The sequence below is a fragment of the Mycobacterium sp. 23 genome (assembly GCF_048287075.1).
Lineage (GTDB): Bacteria > Actinomycetota > Actinomycetes > Mycobacteriales > Mycobacteriaceae > Mycobacterium > Mycobacterium gordonae_B.
The window spans coordinates 5,726,663-5,746,520 of record NZ_JBLVUX010000005.1 but is presented as its reverse complement, the minus strand read 5'-3'; the positions used below and the strand labels follow the sequence as shown (position 1 = coordinate 5,746,520).

Genomic DNA, 19,858 nt, shown 5'->3' with positions numbered 1-19,858 from the left:
CTAGGGAATGTTAGGAGCGTCGCTGCCAGGCGTTCCAATCGAACCGTCGGCACCGCCGGGACCACCGGGACCACCCGCCTGGGCGACGTAAGCGCCGCCGGCGGTGTTCGTCGGGGTGGACTCGCCGCCGAGTCCGCCGATGCCACCGGTGCCCGGCTGCAGGGCGTCCACGTAGGTGCCAGCGTCGCCGCCTGCACCGCCGTCGCCACCGTGGGCGGTGGTGTTGGTGGAAGTGCCGCCGCTGTCGGCATAGACCTTGCCCCAACCGCCGTGACCACCGTCGCCGCCCCTGGCCAGCCCATTGTTGTGGCCGCCGTCGCCGCCGGCGCCGCCGATTGCCGTGCCGTTGATGACCTGTCCGGTGGGGTCAGCGGCGTCGACGTTGACCGAAGTCCACCCGTCACCGCCGTCACCACCGTTGCCGCCGTAGCCGATGCCGCCGTTCCCGGCGGTCGCGGTACCGCTGACGATCGTGTTGTCCACGCCGGTGACCTGGGCGCCGCCGCCGCGGCCGCCGGTCGCACCGGTGGCGGTGGCCGCGCCGCCGTCGCCGCCGAAGGCGGTGCCGTCAGCAGTTCCGTTGCCGGTGGACAGCACCACCGCATAGTTGCCCTGGCCGCCGTGGCCGCCGCCGGTGGCGTTGCCACCGTCGCCGCCATAGGCGGATCCGGTTGCGTGGCCACCGGTTTGGCCGATGTAGCCGGCCTGGATCTCGCCGGAGCTTCCGTTGCCGCCGACGCTGCCGACACCGGTGCCGCTGCCTCCGGCACCGCCCTTGCCGAGTCCGTCGGCGACACCGTTCACGTAGGCGTTGGTGTCACCTATGCCGCCGTTACCGCCGACGCCGCCGTTGAGGCCGTCGCCGCCCGCGCCACCAAGGCCAATGCCGCTTGCATGACCGTTCGCGCCGTAGGCGTAGATGGCACCCTCCCCGCCGGTACCGCCGGTGCCGCCTTCGGTGGCATTGCCGCCGTCTCCGCCGTGACCCGTGCCGGCGGCGTTACTGCCGGCAGCGATAGCCTGCACATCGCCGTAGCCACCTGCACCACCTGCGCCACCGGTGTCTCCGTTGCCGCCGTCACCACCGATCGCGTGACCACCAGCCACCACACCGCCGTTATCGGCGACGACGTCGGCGGCGCCGCCACCGCCGCCGGTGCCGCCGTTGGTGCCGAGTCCGGCGTTGCCGCCCTGGGCGGTACTGCCGGCGACGGTGCTGCCCACGCCGTCGGCGGTGATGCTGGCGTTGCCGCCCATCGCGGTAGTGCTGTTGTGCCCACCGGTCGCGCCGCTTGCCGAGATGGTGCCCCCGTTGGTGGCACTCACCGTGGCGGCCGTTCCGATCTGACCGGCCACCGCGTCACCGGCGACCGCAGTGCTGTCGATCACCGTGCCATTGACCGCCAGCACCTGACCCGTGCCACCGGAAACACCCGCCGTGGAATCACCACCGATCGCGGTGCTGCCGGTGATCACACCACCACTACCGGGATCACCGAACGTCCCGGAGAACACATAACCCTGACCACCCAACGCGCCCACACCACTGCTCGAGTCGCCGCCGACGCCACCGGTCGCGGTGCTGTCAGTGGCGATACTGCCCGTCGCATTGGCCACGATCCGGCCCTGACCACCCGACCCACCGGTGCCACCGGAGGTACCCGCACCACCATTGCCGCCCGTGGCCGTGCCGCTGGCCTGACTGTTCTGACCGAACGCCTGAATATTGCCGATGGTGCCGTTACCGCCGTGGCTACCCACACCGGTGCCAGTGCCACCATCACCGCTTTGACCTGTACCGCCGGCGTACGCCCCGGCGTTGAAGGCACCAACCTGACCACTGCTGCCGTTACCACCGACACCACCGAGCAGACCATCACCACCGTCCCCACCTAAACCGCTGCCATCGGCCACCGCACCCAGACCCCCGGCCACCACACTGCCGATACCACCATTGCCACCGGTACCCCCACCGGTCGCATCACCACCGCCACCACCGGTGCCAAACCCGCTGGCCGCCCCACCATCACCACCGATACCCGGCCGCACGAAGCCACCCTGAATATTGCCCTGGCCCCCGTTACCACCGACACTGCCCACGCCATCAGCGTTGCCACCCTGACCACCCAGGCCCTCACCCGACGCGCTACCGCCAGCACCACCCTGCAAACCGGCACTGACCTCCGAAGCACCACCATGGCCACCCACACCACCATTGACACCCCCACCACCAGCACCACCGGTCGCCGACGCATCCAGAACCGACCCACCCAGGTTGGCCACCATATTGGCGTCACCACCCACACCACCCACACCACCGCTGACCCCGCCGGCTCCGCCAGCGCCGCCGTACGCACCGCTGTTGGCGGACACAGTGCTGCCCGCTCCGTCAGCAGACACCGTGCCCGCACCGCCGGTACCGCCGACGCCACCGGCCGCGGTGCTTGTGCCGGCCCCACCGACCCCGCCCTGGCCGCCATGGGCGGTGCCGAGGACGCTGCCGCCGTTGGTTTGCTGGATCAGGGCGCCGCCGCCCCCACCACCGCCACCACCGCCGTAGCCAGCCTGCGTGGCAGTGCCTGCAGCTCCCGTCCCACCGGTGCCGCCGGCACCTGCGGTCGCGCCGACGCCGACGGCGAAGCCGCCGCCGCCCTCGCCGCCCTTGCCGCCGGCGCCGAACACGCCGCCGTCGGTTCCGACACCGCCCGTGCCGCCGGTGCCCCCGCCGCCGCCGGCCTGCGCGAATGCGCCGACGACGCCGTTGCCGGCGCCGCCCTTGCCGCCGACGCCACCCGTGCCGCCGGCGCCGCCGCCCGTGCCGTTGATGCCGTGGCCACCCGTGCCGCCGGTGCCGCCGTTACCGCCGGCGGTGCCCGGGCCCGCTAGGGCGGCCGGCTGACCGGCACCCCCTGCCCCACCTGTGCCGCCGGTGCCGCCCACTCCCGCAACACCAGCAGCGCCGTCCGTGCCGAAGAGACCCGCGGAGCCACCCACGCCACCGACGCCCGCGTCACCGCCGGCCCCGGCATGGCCGCCGGTACCGCCGGCCATGCCGACTCCAGCGCCCCCGGTACCACCGGCGCCGCCCATACCGCCGCTGCCGCCCGCGCCACCGGCTCCGGCAGTAGACAGCATTCCCCAGCTGCTGCCCCCCGCACCGCCGGTACCGCCAACTCCTGCGTTGCCGCCGGCTTCGCCGGTTGCGCCGGCGATCAGCGCGTCGGCGCCGGTGTAACCCGTTCCGCCGGTTCCGCCGACGCCGCCCTGTCCGCCGGCCCAGCCGAACAGCGCCCGGCTGGTACCGCCCACGCCACCTGTCCCGCCGCCGCCGCCGGCGAATGTGGGCCCGCCGACGCCACCGACGCCGCCGGCACCGCCTGCCCCGCCGAAGCCGCCTAACCAGCCGCCGGCGCCACCATGACCACCAACACCACCGGTCGCACCAGCGGCACCCATCCCGCCAGCCCCGCCGGCACCGCCATTGCCGAACAGGCCGGCATCACCGCCGGCGCCACCGGCGCCGCCGCCGGTCGTCCCGGACCCGCCGCTACCGCCGTTGCCCCAGAGGATCCCGCCCGCTCCACCCGCCTGGCCGGTCCCAGCCGCGCCGTTGGCGCCGTCACCGATCAGGGGGCGTCCCAGGAAAGTGTTGGTGGGCGCGTTGATCAGCCCCAGGATGTTCTGCTCCAGTGTCTGCAGCGGCGAAGCGGCCGCAGCGTCGGCCGCCCCGTACATCAACCCGCCCGAGCTCAGCGCGCGCACGAACTGGTCGTGGTAGGCCGCGACCTGGGAGCTCAACAACTGGTATTCCTGACCATGGCCGCCGAACAAAGTCGCAATGGCCGAAGAGATCTCGTCCTCGGCAGCGACCATCAGCTGCGTCGTGGCGCCGGCAGCGGCCGCATTCGCTGCGCGGATCGATGATCCGAGACCGGCCAGATTCGTAGACGCCGCAGCCAGTTCAGCCGGAACAGCGAACACAAAAGACGACATATGAGGCCCCCTCACCCGACTTCAGAGAAATCTCTGAATCCCCACTAGGTTCGGGAACATTACGCGCGAAATCATGAGTTTCCCAGGAATTTCTACAAACTTTACTGAATCAATTTTGGAGCGCTAAATCCGGTCGCTCACGGCCTTTTCCGATCGAACCCGTCGGCCAATAATTCACGCTACGGAAAATTAGACAGACGAATATTTAAAGCCACTTAACTTAACTATTAATCTTGCTTAATTAATCAACCGGGCCAGCGCGAAATTTGCGTCATCGTCAACGACGGACGAGCACACCGTCCGCGTTCCGCGCTGTGGACAAAGGAGACGCCCGCCGAGGCGGGTGGTGGGGTGCCCAAGTTGTCATGCAGGTCACGCAGCTTTGTCACGCGACTGCCAATGGGCGGCACCGCACCGCCATATTTTCCAACTCGCCGGAAGACTTCGTTCAGCGGATAAATTTGCGCATTTAATGATCAACAATTTGAATTAACAATTAGGGAAATTACCGCGCCCAAGAGGGACGCGGTGGATCATCGACCCCCGCCCACCGGCCCGGCGGTCGCTGTCATGTCACACCCCTCGCCTACCGTTACAGGTGTGTTCGTCACCGACGGCAACATCCTCTACAGCGCTTCGGATCTCGCGTCCGCCGCGCGGTGCGAGTACGCCCTGCTACGGGATTTCGACGCCAAATTACGGCGTGGTCCAGCGGTGTCCGTCGAAGACGAATTGCTGCAGCGCACAGCCACTCTCGGTGACGACCACGAGCGGCGCAGGCTGGACCGGCTGCGCGGTCAGTTCGGAGACGAGATCGCTGTCATCGGCCGTCCCGCCTATACCCACGCGGGCCTGACGGCCGCAGCCGACGCCACGCGGCGCGCCATCGCCGCCGGCGCCCCGGTGGTCTACCAGGCAGCCATGTTCGACGGCCGGTTCGTCGGTTTCGCCGATTTCCTGATCCGCGACGGCGGCCGGTACCGGGTCACGGACACCAAGCTGGCGCGCTCACCGAAGGTCACCGCGCTGCTGCAACTGGCGGCATACGCCGACGCGCTGACGGCGGCGGGCGTGCCCATCACCCCGGACGCCGAACTGGAACTCGGCGACGGCACGGTCGTGCGCTACCGGCTCAGCGACCTGATGCCGGTCTACCGGACCCAGCGCGCGCAGCTGCAGAAGCTGCTGGACGAGCATTACGCCTCAGCCCGTGCCGTGCGCTGGGAGGACACCGGGGTGCAGGCGTGCTTCCGATGCCCGCTATGTATCGAACAGTTGCGCGCCCGCGACGACCTGCTGCTGGTCGCCGGTATGCGAGTCAGCCAGCGCGAGAAGCTGATTGGCGCCGGTGTCGGCACCATCGGCGACCTGGCCGGCCGCAGCCGGCCGGTGCCCGGCCTGGGCACCCAAATATTGGGCCGGCTGACCGCGCAGGCGAAACTGCAGTTACGCCAACGCGATAGCGGCACCGCGCAGTACGAGGTGGCCGATCCGCAGCCGCTGGCGCTGCTGCCCGAACCGAACCCGGGCGACTTGTTCTTCGATTTCGAAGGCGACCCATTGTGGACCGCCGACGGTCGCCAATGGGGGCTGGAATATCTGTTCGGCGTCCTGGAAACGGGCCCGGCGGGGAAATTCCGTCCGCTGTGGGCGCATAACCGCATCGACGAGCGGGCGGCGCTCAAGCAATTTCTGACCCTGGTGGCCAAGCGCCGCAAGCGCTACCCGAACATGCACATCTACCACTACGCGGCCTACGAGAAGACGGCGTTGCTGCGGCTCGCGGGTCGCTACGGCGTCGGCGAGGGCGAGGTCGACGACCTGTTGCGCAACGGGGTATTAGTGGACCTTTATCCGCTGGTGCGCAAAAGCATTCGCGTGGGTGCCGAAAGTCTGAGCCTCAAGGCGCTGGAGCCGCTGTACATGGGCACCCAGTTGCGTTCGGGCGACGTCACCACCGCCACCGACTCCATCACCTCCTATGCGCGGTACTGCGAACTGTTGGCCGCGGGCCGCGCGGACGAAGCGGCGACGGTGCTCAAGGAAATCGAGGAGTACAACCACTACGACTGCCTGTCCACCCGCAAGCTGCGGGACTGGTTGCTGATTCTGGCCTGGGAATCCGGCGTCACGCCGATCGGTGTTCAGCCCGTCCCCGAGCGCGACACCATCAAGGACCACGATCAGCTCGCGACGACACTGGCGACGTTCACCGGCGACGCCGCCGCCGGTGACCGCACTCCCGAACAGGGAGCCGTCGCCCTGGTGGCCGCTGCCCGCGGATATCACCAACGCGAGGACAAGCCGTTCTGGTGGTCGCACTTCGACCGGCTGAACTATCCCCTCGACGAATGGTCGGATAACACAGACGTTTTCGTCGTCGACTCCGCAACCGTCGTCACCGACTGGCACACGCCGCCGCGCGCCCGCAAGCCGCAGCGCCGGGTGCAACTCAACGGGGAACTGGCCCGCGGCGACCTCAACACGGAAGTGTTCGCGCTCTACGAACCGCCCGCTCCGACCGGCATGGCCGAGGATCCCGACCGCCGCGGTGCCGGCCGGGCCGAAGTCGTCGGGATCGACGACCCGAGCCTGCCTGCCGTGGTGACCATCCTCGAACGAACCGGCAAGGACGGCAACATCTTTCACCAGTTGCCGTTCGCGCTGACGCCGGGCCCGCCGGTGAAGACGACCGCGCTGCGCGAGTCCATCGCGACGACGGCACAAGCCGTGGCAACCGGTTTGCCGGACCTGCCTCGCACCGCGTTGATCGACCTCCTGCTGCGGCGCCCACCACGCACCCACGGCGCTACGCCGTTGCCGCGCACCGACGACACCGTCGCCGACATCACCGTCGCCACGCTGAGCCTCGATTCGTCCTACCTCGCGGTCCACGGACCACCCGGGACCGGCAAGACGCACACGGCCGCCCGGGTGATCAGGACACTGGTCACCGAATATTGTTGGCGCATCGGCGTGGTCGCGCAATCGCATGCGGCGGTGGAGAACGTCTTGGAATGCGTGATCGCAGCCGGCCTGGATCCGGCTCTCGTTGCCAAGAAAGGCAACACCGGCGCACGGTGGCAGGAGATCGACGCGCACCAATACCCGGCGTTCATCGCCGACCATGCGGGCTGCGTAATCGGCGGTACTGCTTGGGATTTCGCGAATGCCCAGCGAGTACCCCCGAGCTGCCTGGACCTGCTGGTGATCGATGAGGCGGGGCAATTCTGTCTGGCCAACACCATCGCGGTAGCACCGTCGGCCACCAACCTGTTGCTGCTCGGGGATCCCCAGCAACTGCCGCAGGTCAGCCAGGGGACCCACCCGGAACAGGTCGACATCTCGGCGCTGGAATGGCTGGTCGACGGACAGCAGACGCTGCCTGACGAGCGCGGGTACTTCCTGGACCTGTCCTACCGGATGCATCCGGAGGTGTGTGCGGCCGTCTCGGCGCTGTCTTATGAGGGTCGGCTGCGGTCACACGCCGAGGTCACCACTGCCCGTCGCCTGGCCGGCCGCGATCCGGGCGTGCACGTGCTTCCCGTTCGCCATCAAGGCAATTCGATCGACAGCGCCGAAGAGGCCGTCGCCATCGTCGACGAGATCTGGCGCATGCTCGGCCAGGCGTGGACCGACGAGCGCGGCACCCGGCCGCTGGCCGCCCCGGATGTGCTGGTGCTGGCGCCGTACAACGCCCAGGTGGCCATGATCCGTCAGCGGCTCTCCGATGCCGGCCTGCCCGGGGTCCGGGTCGGCACCGTCGACAAGTTCCAGGGTGGGCAGGCCCCGGTCGTCTTCATCTCCATGACTGCGTCATCGATTGACGAAGTCCCACGCGGTATCTCGTTCCTGCTCAACCGCAACCGACTCAACGTCGCCATCAGCAGAGCTCAGTACGCAGCCGTTATCGTCCGATCGGAGTCGCTCACGCAGTACCTGCCGGCTAACCCGGCCGGCCTGGTGGATCTGGGCGCCTTCCTGGCCCTCACCGAGGGGCCGTCAGAGTCGACCGGAGACCGGGTCGTCGGGATCTGACTGGCGCGAGAGCTCCGCGACCCGGCGCACGGCGACCCTGGGAGCACCGTTGCGCCGGGTCAGAGAAACCACTGGCTGGGTGTTGACGTCGTAGGCAGAGTCCGGTTCCCGGCGCAGGATGTATTCGACGTAACCGTCGTCATCGTTTTCCGGGTCGTCTTCCGGTTCATCGTCCGCCAGCGCGTAGCCGGCCAAGTCGTCGACGTCACGTCGGCTCAGGGCCGAACCCACCGCGCCGACCAGGAACAGGGACGCAACGATCCCGAACAGCGCGATGAACGCCGGCAGCAGCATCGACTGCGACATCGCCGCCGAGAAGGGCTCCCTCATAAACGCGGGCAGCTGCAGGGCCGCGTCGTTCCCGGTGGGCGCCGCGGCACCGCCCGGCACCTCGGCGCCGATACGCCACGTCATGAACGCGGCCATGCCCGCGCTCCCCAGCACCGCCCCGAGTTGACGGGTGGCGTTGTAGACGCCCGAGCCGGCGCCGGACTGCTCGGTGGGCAGGTTGCGGGTCGCGGTGGCTGCCAGCGGCGACCAGACGAAGGCCATCCCCACTCCCAGCCCCAGGAACGGCAGGACCAGCCGCCAGACGGGAGTGCCGGGCTCCAACTCCATCGCCAGCCACGTCATCGAGATCGCCAGCGCCGAGAAGCCGAAACCCAGCAGCGGCACCGGATGGACCTTGTCGATGATCAGCCCGACGAGCGGGGCGAGCAGGCCGCTACTGACGGCCACCGGCGCGATCAGCAGGGCCGAACGCGTCGGCGACAGCCCGCACACCGATTGGGCGTAAAAGGTCAGCGGCAGCATCATCGCCGTCGACGCGAACGAAATGATCGCCACTCCGATGTTGCACAGGCTGAAGTCGCGGTCAGCGAACATGTTCAGCGGAACCAGCGGCGCGCGCCGGTTGATCGACTGCCAATAGACGAACGCAGACATGAACCCGGCACCCGCGACCAACACGGCCCAGATCCACGGCTTCCAGTGCGCCGTTTCACCTTCCTGCAGACCGAACACCAGCAGGAACATCCCCACGCCGGACAGCGCGACGCCGATCGGGTCGAATCCCTGGGTGCGAACCGGCAGAGCGGGAATCAGCCAGATCGCCAGCGCTAGCCCGATGACGCCGACCGGCACATTGACGAAGAAGATCCATTGCCAGCCCAGGCCGTCTACCAGCGTTCCCCCGGCGAGCGGGCCGACCAGGCTGGCGACGCCGGCGGTGGCGCCCCACATGCTCATCGCGGAGCCGCGATGGTTGGCCGGGAAGATCCGGGTGAGCATCGACAGCGTCTGCGGGGTGAGCAGTCCGGCGCCCACGCCCTGGACGACGCGGGCCGCGATCAACATGGCGGCACTGCCGGAAAGCCCGCACCACACCGACGCGAAGGTAAAGACCACCAGGCCGATCACGTAAAGGTTCTTGGGGCCGAACCTGTCGCCGAGCCGGCCGGCGACCAGCAGCACCACCGCGTAACCGAGCAGGTAGGCGCTGGTCACCCACACCACTGTGGCGTACCCGATGTTCAGCGCGGTCATGATCGTCGGATTGGCCACCGCCACGATCGTCGAGTCCAGCATGATCATGAAGAACCCGAGCATCATCGCCCACAGCGCGGCCCAAGGGTTCCCGGAGACGCTGTCCCCGGCCACCCGGCTCGTCGCCGTGCTCATCTATCGCACCTCGTTTCGGCTCCCGTGTGGGGTCACGTGAAGTCCAGCCCGCATTATTCCTGCTCCGTTCCCCGCGGCGCTCTTCGGCCGGGACGGAACACAGACCCGACCGCGGGATTGTGTGAAGCCTTCTGCCCGGCACTCATCTTGCTGGACGCGCGTTAGCCTGAAGAGACGCCGTCCCGAAGAGAGGCACTATGAGCGCTCGACGAAGCAAGTCGGTACCCGACCAGCAGCCCGCCGGCAAACCTAAGGCATCCAGCCGGGCATTGGCACAGATCATCGAACGTAGCTCGCGCATCCAGGGCCCGGCCGCCGAGGCCTATGTGGCGCGTCTGCGCCGGGCGCACCCGGGCGCCGGCCCGGCCGAGATCGTCACCAAGCTGGAGAAACGCTTCGTCGCCGCGGTGACGGCGAGCGGCGCGGCGGTGGGCGCTGCCGCGACGTTGCCCGGCATCGGAACGATCGCCGCGCTGTCGGCGGCCGCCGGCGAAACCGCGGTGTTCCTGGAAGCCACGGCCCTGCTGGTGCTCGCGCTCGCGTCGGTGTACGGCATCCCCCTCGACCACCGGGAGCGGCGTCGCGCCCTGGTGCTGGCGGTGCTGGTCGGAGACAACAGCAAGGCCGACCTGGCGCAGGTGATCGGCGGCGGCCGGACCAGCGGCGGGTGGGTGTCCGAGAGCATGGCCTCGCTGCCGTTGCCCGCGGTGTCGAAGCTGAACAACAGCCTGCTCAAGCGCTTCGTCAAGAGGTTCGCCCTCAAGCGCGGCGCCCTGATGTTCGGCAAGCTGCTACCTGTCGGCATCGGTGCGATCATCGGCGCCATCGGTAACCGGATGGTGGGTAAGAAGCTGGTCCGCAACTCCCGCTCGGCCTTCGGCCCGGCGCCGGAGCGGTGGCCGGTGACCCTGCACGTGCTGCCGCCGGTCCGGGATGCCAGCTGACGCGGATGCCGGCTAAAGCGCTTGGTCTCTCTCGCGGATCGCGGGCGAAGCGCTAGCCTTTATGGGTCAGAAACGGTCGGTACCCTTCACCGACCACCGAGGGGTGTGAGGCGCCCCGCCACCCGGGGCGCCAGGAGTCGCAGGCGTTCGCCAAAACGCTTGCAGGACACAAGAATTGAGGCGAACAGCGGCCGTGGCCAACATAAGTTCTCCATTCGGGCAAAACGAGTGGCTGGTCGAAGAGATGTACCGCAAGTTCCGCGACGACCCCTCCTCGGTCGACGAGAGCTGGCACGAGTTCCTGGTCGACTACAACCCGGAGTCCTCGGGCGAGACGAGCCAGGACGGGCCCGCAGCCACCAAGGCCAAGCCCGCCGAGGCCAAGCCCGCCGAGGCCAAGCCCGCCGCATCCAAGGCCGCGGAGACCCAACCGGCCGCGCCGGCCAAACCCGCGCCGGAGCCCGTCAAACCGGCCAAATCCACCGCCGCCGGCGCTGCCGGCAACGGCGCACCGGCGCCCGCACCGGCGACGCCGAAAGCCGCTCCTCCCCCGCCCGCCGAAGGCGACGAGGTGCAGGTGTTGCGTGGCGCCGCGGCGGCCGTGGTCAAGAACATGTCGGCGTCGCTGGACGTGCCGACGGCGACCAGCGTGCGCGCTATCCCGGCCAAGCTGCTGATCGACAACCGGATCGTCATCAACAACCAGTTGAAGCGGACCCGCGGCGGCAAGATCTCGTTCACCCACCTGCTGGGCTACGCGTTGGTGCAGGCGGTCAAGCAGTTCCCCAACATGAACCGCCACTACACCGAGGTCGACGGCAAGCCGAATGCCGTCACGCCGGCGCACACCAACCTGGGCCTGGCGATCGACCTCCAGGGCGCGGGCGGCAAGCGCTCGCTGGTGGTGGCCGGCATCAAGCGCTGTGAGGAACTGCGCTTCGCGGAGTTCGTCTCGGCCTACGAAGACATCGTGCGCCGGGCGCGCGACGGCAAGCTGACAGCCGAAGACTTCGGCGGCGTGACGATTTCGCTGACCAACCCCGGCACCATCGGCACCGTGCACTCGGTGCCGCGGCTGATGGCCGGCCAGGGCGCCATCATCGGCGTCGGCGCCATGGAATACCCCGCCGAGTTCCAGGGCGCCAGTGAGGAACGCATCGCCGAACTGGGGATCGGCAAGCTGATCACCCTGACCTCAACCTATGACCACCGCATCATCCAGGGCGCCGAATCCGGCGACTTCCTGCGGACCATCCACCAGATGCTGCTCTCGGACGACTTCTGGGACGAGATCTTCCACGAGCTGAGCATCCCGTACCTGCCGGTGCGCTGGAGCACCGACAACCCGGACTCGATCGTCGACAAGAACGCCCGAGTGATGAACCTGATCGCGGCGTACCGCAACCGCGGGCACCTGATGGCCGACACCGACCCGCTGCGGCTGGACAAGACCCGTTTCCGCAGCCACCCCGACCTAGAGGTGCTGACCCACGGCCTGACCCTGTGGGACCTGGACCGGGTGTTCAAGGTCAGCGGGTTCGCCGGCGCGGAGTACAAGAAACTGCGCGACGTGCTGGGCCTGCTGCGCGACGCGTACTGCCGCCACATCGGCGTGGAGTACACCCACATCCTCGACCCCGAGCAATTGCGCTGGCTGGAAGAGCGGGTCGAGACCAAGCACGTCAAACCGACTGTGGCACAACAGAAGTACATCTTGAGCCGGCTGAACGCCGCCGAGGCGTTCGAAACGTTCCTGCAGACCAAGTACGTCGGGCAGAAGCGGTTCTCGCTGGAGGGCGCCGAGAGCGTCATCCCGATGATGGACGCCGCGATCGACCAGTGTGCCGAACACGGGCTGGACGAGGTGGTCATCGGCATGCCGCACCGCGGCCGGCTCAACGTGCTGGCCAACATCGTCGGCAAGCCGTACTCGCAGATCTTCAGCGAGTTCGAGGGCAACCTGAACCCGTCGCAGGCACACGGCTCCGGCGACGTGAAGTACCACCTCGGCGCAACCGGCGTCTACCTACAGATGTTCGGCGACAACGACATTCAGGTGTCGCTGACCGCCAACCCGTCGCACCTGGAAGCCGTCGACCCGGTGCTCGAGGGCCTGGTGCGGGCCAAGCAGGACCTGCTCAACCACGGCGACACCGACAGCGAAGGCGAGAAGGCCTTCTCGGTGGTGCCGATGATGCTGCACGGCGACGCGGCGTTCGCCGGCCAGGGAGTGGTGGCCGAGACGCTGAACCTGGCGCACCTGCCCGGCTACCGGGTGGGCGGCACGATCCACATCATCGTCAACAACCAGATCGGTTTCACCACGGCGCCGGAGTACTCCCGGTCCAGCGAGTACTGCACCGACGTCGCCAAGATGATCGGCGCGCCGATCTTCCACGTCAACGGCGACGACCCGGAGGCGTGCGTGTGGGTGGCCCAGCTGGCCGTCGACTTCCGGCAGCGGTTCCACAAAGACGTCATCATCGACATGCTCTGCTACCGCCGGCGCGGTCACAACGAGGGCGACGACCCGTCGATGACCAACCCGTACATGTACGACGTCGTCGACAACAAGCGCGGCGTGCGCAAGAGCTACACCGAAGCCCTGATCGGTCGTGGCGACATCTCGCTCAAAGAGGCCGAGGACGCGCTGCGTGACTACCAGGGGCAGCTGGAGCGGGTCTTCAACGAGGTCAAGGAGCTGGAGAAGCACGGCGCCCAGCCGAGCGAGTCGGTGGAGTCGCTGCAGATGATCCCGGCCGGCCTGGACACCTCGGTGGACAAGGCGCTACTGGCCCGCATCGGTGACGCGTTCAAGGCGGTGCCGGAGGGATTCACCACGCACGCCCGCGTTCAGCCGGTGCTGGACAAGCGCCGCGAGATGGCTTACGAGGGCAAGATCGACTGGGCCTTTGGCGAACTGCTCGCGCTGGGTTCGCTGGTGGCGGAGGGCAAGCTAGTGCGGTTCTCGGGGCAGGACACCCGCCGCGGCACGTTCTCCCAGCGTCACTCGGTGATCATCGACCGCAGCACCGGCGCCGAGTTCACTCCGCTGCAGCTGCTGGCGGTGGACAAGTCGGGCGCCCCAACCGGCGGCAAGTTCCTGGTCTACGACTCACCGCTGTCGGAGTACGCCGCGGTGGGCTTCGAGTACGGCTACACCGTGGGCAACCCGGACGCCGTGGTGCTGTGGGAGGCGCAATTCGGCGACTTCGTCAATGGCGCCCAGTCGATCATCGACGAGTTCATCAGCTCCGGTGAGGCCAAGTGGGGCCAGCTGTCGACGGTGGTGCTGCTGCTGCCGCACGGACACGAGGGGCAGGGCCCCGACCACACGTCCGGGCGCATCGAGCGGTTCCTGCAGCTGTGGGCCGAGGGTTCGATGACGATCGCGATGCCGTCGACCCCGGCCAACTACTTCCACCTGCTGCGCCGGCACGCCCTGGACGGCGTCAAGCGGCCGCTGATCGTGTTCACACCGAAGTCGATGCTGCGCAACAAGGCCGCGGTCAGCGACATCAAGGAGTTCACCGAGATGAAGTTCCGCTCGGTGATCGAGGAACCCACCTACGACGAGGGCGACGGCGACCGCAGCAAGGTCACCAGAATCCTGCTGACCAGCGGCAAGCTCTACTACGAGCTGGCCGCCCGCAAGGCCAAGGACAAGCGCGACGACGTGGCGATCGTGCGCGTCGAGCAGCTCGCCCCGCTGCCAAGGCGCCGGCTCGACGAAACGCTGGGCCGCTACGAGAACGCCAAGGAGTACTTCTGGGTGCAGGAGGAGCCGGCCAACCAGGGCGCCTGGCCGTCGCTGGGGCTCACCCTGCCGGAGGTGCTGCCGGAGCGGCTCAGCGGGATCAAGCGGATCTCGCGGCGGGCCATGTCGGCACCGTCGTCGGGGTCGTCGAAGGTGCACGCGGTGGAGCAGCAGGAGATCATCGACACCGCGTTCGGGTAGCGGTCCGTCCGACCGTGAGCGTGCGTGTCGGTACAGCGACACGCCGCGCCGGGCGGCATTACGCGCGCGCTCGCCGGCGCAGGCCCCGCCTGACGACGAAATGTCCCTGGCACGAGCGCGCGCATGTTGCCAACGACACGCAGCATTCCGCGTCAATTCGAGGACGCTCGCGGCTCGGCGCTAACCCTCGCGGCCAGGCCCAGGACCCGACCTGGGCTGTCTAACCCGAGCCGCCGGGACCGCCGGTAGCCCCGTTACTGTCGCTGGCGCCGGCAGTTGACCCTGCACCGCCAAGGCCGCCGGCGCCGCCGGCACCGCCGTTGCCGAACAGCCCGGCACTACCACCACTAGCCCCGGCCACGCCGTTGACCGTTTGAGTGACGGTGGTGCTGTTGCAGCCGCACGGACACGGGGCCAGGACCAAGGACTTCGGTTCGGCCAGTCGGGGTCGAATGACCCTGTCTGGATTCCGGCGGGGCAGCGAACATCAACGTCATGATTTGCGCACTGCTCGTCGCAGTAGCCAACGCAGCGGCCGGCGTTGGCGCCATTGCACACGCCGCCCTGACGTGGACGAACGACTGCGGCCCGCTGTCCGCCCCGCCCGAGCCTGACGTCAACGGCTTGTGGCGCTGTGGGTCCAGTTCGGTGGTACCCGGCTGATGACTACACCACCACCGCCGACACCTGCCGTGTATCCGAATTCGGGGGAAACTTCGGAGCAGTGGTACTGGGACGGCACCCAGTGGACCGAATACCCAATCACCCAGCTAGCCGGTCCACCCGCGCGCGAACCGGCCCCGCAAGCACAACAGGCCCGTGACCCGCTGCGCCGGACCGGGAAACGCTCGCCCCTCGCGCGAATCCTGGGCATTGCGGCGGCACTGACGGTGATCGGGACCGTTGTGTTTGCCGCCGTGCATCGTCAGTTCCCCCCGTATCTGGTCCCGCCGGCCTACCTGGTCACCGCGACCGTGCACCTCGACAGGAACGTGAAGGATGTAGCGGTGGATCCGGTCACCCACACGGTCTACGCCACCAACTGGCACGAAGACACGGTGACGGTGATCGACGGGTCGACACACAGGGTCACGGCCACCGTGCCCGCCGGCAAAGATCCGCGCTCGGTTGCAGTGGACCCGAACACCCACACCGTCTACGTCGCCAATGAATTCGAGAACTCGGTATCGGTGATCGACGGGTCGACACGTGCGGTCATCGCCACCGTGCACATCGGCGGAATCCCGGTCGCGCTCGCGGTAGATCCGGACAGCCAATCCGTCTACGTCGCGATCTTCGACGACGACAGTATTCGGGTGATCGACGGGAAGACGCACGAGGTCAGCGCGACCGTGCCCGTCGGTAAGGGCCCGTACGGGGTCGCGGTGGATCCGATCACCCACACCGTCTACGCCGCCAACCGGGACGAGGACACGGTGTCGGTGATCGACGCGTCCACCCGCACGGTCACCGCCACCGTGCACGTCGGCAAGGCCCCGGACGCGCTGGCGATGGATCCGGGCATCCACACCGTCTATGTCAGCCACGAGGGCGGCGACTCGGTGTCGCTGATCGACGAGACCACGCACACCGTCACCGCGACCGTGCACGTCGGCAGGGGCGGGGACGCGGTGGCGGTGGATCCGGGCACCCACACCGTCTACGTCGCCAACTACCGCGACGGCACGGTATCGGTGATCGACGGGTCGAAGCGGAGGGTCGCCGCGACCGTGCGAGTCGGCAGCATGCCGTATGGGTTGGCGGTGGATCCGAGTACCCACACCGTCTACGTCGCCAACTACGGCGACGGAACGGTGTCGGTGATCGAACCCAGATAGTGGTGTACCCCCGTTGAGTGGCAGTGTGCGCACCCTCGTGCGGGGGATCCGGTGAAGCAGGCCCGCCGCCCCCCGCCGATATCAGGGACCGCTGGTACCGGCTAATCTCGACGCTGAGCCAACGACAGGGAGGGTGCTCATGGAGGGATTCGCCGGAAAGGTCGCCGTGGTGACCGGCGCGGGTTCGGGTATCGGCCAAGCGCTGGCGATCGAGTTGGGCCGCTCAGGCGCAAGCCTGGCGATCTGCGACATCGACACCGAAGGCCTGGCCGACACCGAGGAGCAACTCAAGGCGATCGGCGTGCAGGTCAAGGCCGACCGGCTCAACGTCACCGAGCGTGAGCGCTTCCTGCTCTACGCCGACGAGGTCAAAGAGCACTTCGGCAAGGTCAACCAGATCTACAACAACGCCGGGATCGGCCACACCGGCAACGTCGAGGTCGAGCAGTTCAAGGACATCGAGCGAGTGATGGACGTCGACTTCTGGGGCGTCGTCAACGGCACGAAAGCCTTTCTGCCGCACCTGATCGCCTCCGGCGACGGACACGTCATCAACATCTCCAGCGTGTTCGGCCTGTTCTCGGTGCCCGGCTATTCCGCGTACAACGCAGCGAAATTCGCCGTCCGCGGCTACACCGAGGCGCTGCGCCAGGAGATGCGCCAGAGCGGCCACCGCGTCGGGGTCACCACCGTGCACCCCGGTGGCATCAAAACCGCGATCGCCCGCAACGCCACCGTGGCCGAAGGCCTCGACCGCGACGAGCTGGCCCAGTTGTTCGACAAGCGACTGGCCAACACCAGCCCGAAGAAAGCGGCCAAGATCATCCTGAACGCGGTGCGCAAGAACAAGGCTCGCGTTCTGGTCGGGCCGGACGCCGTCGCGCTGGACATGATGGTGCGGGTAACCGGTTCGAATTACCAGCGAATAGTCGAACTGGTGACGGGCCGGATCATCCCCAGCTAACGCCCCAGCGGGTGCTCGCCCAGCCACCCGTCGGCCACCACCTGCGGGTCGGAGCCCGCGGCCACCCGGCGGCGCATATCGGCCAGCGCGGCGGTGTCGAGCACCCCGGCAATTTCGTTGATGGCCAACAACTGTCGGGTGGACAGCGCGTTGCGCCGGTACAGCGGCACCACGTTCTCGGCCTGAATCAACGAGTTCTTGCTGCCGTCGGCCAACGCGATCAGGTCCGGCGGAATGCCGGGATCGGCGCTACCGGCCCACGCGGCAGTCACCTCGCCGGCCCGCAAAGCCGCGAACATCGTTGCGTCGTCGGCAAATTCGCGCGGCGGAGGCAGCCGGCACGAACCCACCGACGACGGGACCGGATGCCCGGTCACCACACCAACCACCAACCCCGCACAGTGCCCCGGTAACTGACTCAGATCGTTGCCGCCCCATGCCGCGGCGGTCGCCGGCGTGACGATCACCGTCGGCTTGTCCTCGGCTGCAGTGGCGTAATCCCCGGCGGCCACGCCTTCGGGCAGCGCGGCGTTCATGGCCTGATAGACCTGCTTGTCGGACAACTCCGAGGCACCCGGCTGCAACTGACGCAGCACGCGACCCGTATAGCCAGGGACGACGGTGAACGCCCCGGCATCCAACTTGACCATCGGGTCCGCGGCCGTCTCGGCGTGCGACGGAAAACCGTACGAGCGCAGCGCTGAAACATACAGCGCGGCAAGCAATTTCGAGTCAGCATCCGAAGTCGAGCCGACCACCAGATCCGGGTGGCGCTCCCCATGACCGGAGCAACCGGCAACGATCAGCACCAGGCCGAGCAGCAGCGCGGCCAGCCTGCCGGTGCTCACACCCAGTCGGAGTCTTCTGCGGCCAGCGCCACGGCGGCGGCCACTGCTTCCCCGACGCGGCGGTCCAGCGGGCTCGGCACGATCCGGTCGATGGCCAGGTCTTCGCTGGCCACCGAATAGATCGCCTCGGCCGCGGCCACCATCATCTTCTGGGTGATCCGGCGCGCACCGACGTCCAGGGCGCCACGGAAGATCCCGGGGAACGCCAGCACGTTGTTGATCTGATTCGGGAAGTCACTGCGTCCGGTGGCGACGATCGCTGCGTACTTGGCGGCGATATCGGGATGGATTTCGGGGTCCGGATTGGACAGCGCGAACACGATCCCCTCGGGCGCCATGGTGGCGATCAACTCTTCGGGGACCAGCCCGCCGGAAACCCCGAGGAAGACGTCGGCCCCGTCGAGCGCCTCGACCGATCCGCCGGTACGACCGCTCGGGTTGGTGCGGCAGGCCAGCTCGTGCTTGACGCTGTTCATGTCGTCACGTCCGCTGTGCACGATGCCCCGCGAGTCCAGCACCGTGATGTCCGAAACGCCCATGGCCAACAGCAGATTCGTGCACGCGACTCCGGCCGCGCCGGCGCCGGAGACCACCACCCGCAGCGCGGTCATGTCCCGGCCCAGCACCTTGGCGGCACCCATCAGCGCCGCCAGGGAAACCACCGCAGTGCCGTGCTGGTCGTCGTGCATCACCGGGCAGTCCAGCGCCTCGATCACGCGCCGTTCGATCTCGAAGCAGCGCGGCGCCGAGATGTCCTCGAGGTTGACGGCGCCGAACGTCGGACGCAGCCGCACCAGGGTCTCGACGATCTCGTCGGGATCTTTGGTGTCCAGCACGATCGGGATGGCGTTCAGGCCGCCGTACTCCTTGAACAGCGCGCACTTGCCTTCCATCACCGGCAGCGACGCGGCCGGGCCGATGTCACCGAGGCCGAGCACCGCGGTGCCGTCGCTCACCACCGCCACGAGCCGGCTGGCCCAGGTGTAGCGGCCGGCCAGGGTGCGGTCGGTGGCGATCGCGCGACTGACCTGCGCCACACCCGGTGTGTAGGCCAGCGATAACGCGCGCTGGGTGTTGAGCGGGGAGGTCAGGCTTACCGAAAGCTTGCCGCCTTCGTGTGCCGCAAAGATTTCGTCGTCCGTGATGACAACCTGGGAACTCTCGAGGGTTTCCGACACGGCACTCAGACTACTCAGCCCGGCTATCAATCCAGAATCGCTATCCGAGGTGATGCCGGAATCCCTTTTCAGCGCGTTGCGTCAACCGGCCAGACGGATGAGGACAGGCGCACTGAGGAGGAAGGTCCAACGAAGTACTGCCAGCCGCCAACTGTTTGCATCAACTCCGTGACCACCCAGTGCCAGCGCGTGTAGATTGCCAGCACGAGCTAATGCTGTCGCCCCCCGAAGAGCCCGCAGCGCGGACTCGATACCGATTGACCGGGGGTTTGATGGCTGATTCACGCGGGAGCGTCAGGATGGCGGCGTTGCACAGCGAACCGTTGCTGGCACGAACTCCTTCGCGCGCTCTCTTGCCGCACCAGCCGACACCGCCCGGCTTTTTCGCGGCGCCAACCGCATCGCGACTCCCAGCGA

At 68.0% G+C, this 19,858-nt stretch carries 10 protein-coding genes; 5 read left to right on the top strand and 5 right to left on the bottom strand.

What is annotated here, in order from left to right; translation table 11 throughout:
* Positions 1-3,993 carry a PE domain-containing protein gene (locus ACNQS7_RS27645; RefSeq protein WP_418015051.1) on the bottom strand — a complete coding sequence of 1,331 codons (3,993 nt, stop codon included), beginning with the start codon at positions 3,991-3,993 and terminating at the stop codon, positions 1-3.
* A gap of 600 nt (positions 3,994-4,593) precedes the next feature.
* Here ACNQS7_RS27645 and ACNQS7_RS27640 point away from each other — a divergent pair.
* Complete coding sequence (locus tag ACNQS7_RS27640; RefSeq protein ID WP_418015050.1) at positions 4,594-8,031, top strand: TM0106 family RecB-like putative nuclease; 3,438 nt, start codon at positions 4,594-4,596, stop codon at positions 8,029-8,031.
* Here the strand turns inward: ACNQS7_RS27640 and ACNQS7_RS27635 are convergent.
* Positions 7,996-9,711, bottom strand: coding sequence for an MFS transporter (locus ACNQS7_RS27635; protein WP_418015049.1), 1,716 nt, complete (start codon positions 9,709-9,711; stop codon positions 7,996-7,998). The two genes, ACNQS7_RS27640 and ACNQS7_RS27635, sit on opposite strands and share 36 nt — an antisense overlap.
* A 197-nt stretch (positions 9,712-9,908) precedes the next feature.
* Here ACNQS7_RS27635 and ACNQS7_RS27630 point away from each other — a divergent pair, with 197 nt between their 5' ends.
* Both ACNQS7_RS27630 and ACNQS7_RS27625 read left to right on the top strand, forming a co-directional pair.
* The gene (locus ACNQS7_RS27630; RefSeq protein WP_418015048.1) at positions 9,909-10,655 is read left to right on the top strand and encodes a hypothetical protein; all 747 of its coding nucleotides are present in this window, start codon (positions 9,909-9,911) and stop codon (positions 10,653-10,655) included.
* Positions 10,656-10,848: 193 nt separating this feature from the next.
* On the top strand, positions 10,849-14,613 hold the full coding sequence (locus ACNQS7_RS27625; RefSeq protein WP_418015047.1) for a multifunctional oxoglutarate decarboxylase/oxoglutarate dehydrogenase thiamine pyrophosphate-binding subunit/dihydrolipoyllysine-residue succinyltransferase subunit: 3,765 nt from the start codon (positions 10,849-10,851) through the stop codon (positions 14,611-14,613).
* 220 nt (positions 14,614-14,833) lie between these two features.
* Here the strand turns inward: ACNQS7_RS27625 and ACNQS7_RS27620 are convergent, their stop codons facing one another.
* A complete protein-coding gene (locus ACNQS7_RS27620) occupies positions 14,834-14,974 on the bottom strand; it encodes a hypothetical protein (RefSeq protein WP_418015046.1) in 141 nt (46 codons plus the stop codon).
* Between the two features lie 301 nt (positions 14,975-15,275).
* On the opposite strand from ACNQS7_RS27620, the gene ACNQS7_RS27615 reads away from it, so the two are divergent.
* Together ACNQS7_RS27615 and ACNQS7_RS27610 are read left to right on the top strand one after the other, a co-directional pair.
* Positions 15,276-16,451 (top strand): YncE family protein, encoded by a 1,176-nt coding sequence (locus tag ACNQS7_RS27615; protein ID WP_418015045.1) that lies wholly within the window; start codon positions 15,276-15,278, stop codon positions 16,449-16,451.
* 139 nt (positions 16,452-16,590) lie between these two features.
* Positions 16,591-17,415 (top strand): SDR family NAD(P)-dependent oxidoreductase, encoded by an 825-nt coding sequence (locus ACNQS7_RS27610; protein WP_418015044.1) that lies wholly within the window; start codon positions 16,591-16,593, stop codon positions 17,413-17,415.
* Here ACNQS7_RS27610 and ACNQS7_RS27605 read toward each other — a convergent pair.
* Together ACNQS7_RS27605 and ACNQS7_RS27600 are read right to left on the bottom strand one after the other, a co-directional pair.
* Positions 17,412-18,263, bottom strand: a complete 852-nt coding sequence (locus tag ACNQS7_RS27605; RefSeq protein WP_418015043.1) for a glycine betaine ABC transporter substrate-binding protein — start codon at positions 18,261-18,263, stop codon at positions 17,412-17,414. The genes ACNQS7_RS27610 and ACNQS7_RS27605 overlap by 4 nt on opposite strands.
* On the bottom strand, positions 18,260-19,441 hold the full coding sequence (locus tag ACNQS7_RS27600; protein WP_418015042.1) for an NAD(P)-dependent malic enzyme: 1,182 nt from the start codon (positions 19,439-19,441) through the stop codon (positions 18,260-18,262). The genes ACNQS7_RS27605 and ACNQS7_RS27600 overlap by 4 nt, the downstream gene beginning before the upstream one ends.
* Positions 19,442-19,858 lie beyond the last annotated feature (417 nt).